Genomic DNA, 1677 nt, shown 5'->3' with positions numbered 1-1677 from the left:
AATTTCGGCACACCATCTCAACAGCTTAAAATTCTGCAGGATTGGTGTGGAATTTAGGGCTAATCTACGTCAGCCCCTAAAAATATGTTCTTCGTAAAATTGGGTTGATGATAAATTGGAAATATACTGCATATTATTAAAAGGAGAATCCTATGCCGAAATACTCTAACATTTGCAGTGCCGCACGTGCTAGCGATTTGGCTGCTGTGCAGGATATTGTTCAAGTCGATCCAAAATCTATTTTTACTATAAACAGCTACGGTTTTAACGCACTACATGAAGCTCTCATTGCCGACAGTTGCGGGAATGTCAATTTTGAATTGGTAAAATTTTTAGTAGGAGCAGGCTGCCCAATCAATCAAATCAGTAAAGGGGAACACCCTCGCTCTCCGCTTTGGATAGCTGCAGAGTTTTGTCCTGATACTGAAATTGTACAATTTCTTATCGATAATGGGGCAGACTTGGCTACGTTGGAGTCAGCCGGAAATCATAAGCATGTTATAGACTGTATAGATAACCTCAGTGAGCAAAAAGCTGTCCAACAACTACTTAGTAAATTGACAGGGTATCCACTTCCTGAGCCTCCGCCACCACCTAAATTTCCCGATCAGCGTGCTGATACTGCAATATGGAGAAAAACCACGGCGGCAATTAAAAAAGCTTTTGCGCAACTGGAGTGCGCAGATATTATTGCGATACCGAATGCAAGTTATACTGTCGGTGAATGTATTGCTGAATGTTTTGATAGACTAGAGCGTCAGCCTGACCGCAATCGCTTTGTGGGTTACTGCTTTTATACAGAGCCTAATAAAAACCGTGCAAGAGAATATGGTTGCTTATATTTGAACTATGGCATGATTGGAGATGACGAAAGCGGAATCATCGAATTAGCAGACCGTATTGTTTCTTTATTGCGGCAACAAGGTTTTGATGCAGAGTGGAATGGTAATCCTGACGATTATATCAATGTATGGTTACAGCCATTTTATGCAGCTATAAGGGAGTAAGAATAAGAAAGTGCCGTCTGAAAAATTTTCAGACGGCCTTTTTTGTATGGATTGAAGAACTAACTGTTTTTTTGATAAGGGTTTTCCAGCCCGGCCATTAACTCGCGGAAGTATTCGCGCAACTGTTTTTCGGAGCAACCCATCAGCAGCGCGTCTTCAAATGCGTCCTGCGCTATTTGGTACAGTTCGTTCAAGTTTTCGGTCATGACTTTGACTTTTTCGGTGCAGGAAACAATCTGACCGTCGTCGTCATACCATTTGGGCATTTGCGGCATCGCCATCGTGCACCTCAATTCAAGAAACGGGATGGGTCGTTTTTCTTCACGCGGCGGGCAAAGGCGTATTTTCCGTTCCAATATTTGTGGCCGAGGCTGGTAATTTCGATACGTTTGCCCGTTCTCGGTGCGTGAATGAAATTGTTGTTGCCGATGTAAAGGCCGACGTGGGAAATACGACCGCGACCCATGGTGCGGAAAAAGACCATGTCGCCCGGCTGCAATTCCGAACGGCTCACGGCAACGCCCATTTGTGCCTGTTCGGCAGAGGTGCGCGGCAGGTTTACGCCCATGGCGCGTTTAAAGATGTGTTGCATGAAGCCGCTGCAGTCAAAGCCGGTAGAAGCCGATGTGCCGCCGTAGCGGTAGGCTACGCCGAGCAAGCCCATGGCGCT

At 45.4% G+C, this 1677-nt stretch carries 3 protein-coding genes; 1 reads left to right on the top strand and 2 read right to left on the bottom strand.

The window, feature by feature from the left end; all coding sequences use genetic code 11:
• The first annotated feature begins 152 nt into the window (after positions 1 to 152).
• A complete protein-coding gene (locus tag ACTHSP_RS20425) occupies positions 153 to 1007 on the top strand; it encodes an ankyrin repeat domain-containing protein (RefSeq protein ID WP_314511126.1) in 855 nt (284 codons plus the stop codon).
• A 59-nt stretch (positions 1008 to 1066) separates the two neighbouring features.
• On the opposite strand, the gene ACTHSP_RS20420 is transcribed toward ACTHSP_RS20425, so the two are convergent.
• Both ACTHSP_RS20420 and ACTHSP_RS20415 read right to left on the bottom strand, forming a co-directional pair.
• A complete protein-coding gene (locus tag ACTHSP_RS20420; protein ID WP_314511124.1) occupies positions 1067 to 1288 on the bottom strand; it encodes a hypothetical protein in 222 nt (73 codons plus the stop codon).
• An 8-nt stretch (positions 1289 to 1296) separates the two neighbouring features.
• Positions 1297 to 1677, bottom strand: a 381-nt coding sequence (locus tag ACTHSP_RS20415) for a C40 family peptidase (protein ID WP_440346812.1), incomplete at its 5' end; no start/stop codon positions are given.

The organism is Neisseria sp. P0001.S005 (genome assembly GCF_051963715.1).
This window is presented reverse-complemented; position numbering and strand designations above follow the sequence as displayed.

Excerpts from the sequence above, each read along its gene's own strand:
- ACTHSP_RS20425 (WP_314511126.1), top strand. The coding sequence starts at position 153 with ATGCCGAAATACTCTAACATTTGCAGTGCCGCACGTGCTAGCGATTTG.
- ACTHSP_RS20420 (WP_314511124.1), bottom strand. The coding sequence starts at position 1,288 with ATGGCGATGCCGCAAATGCCCAAATGGTATGACGACGACGGTCAGATT.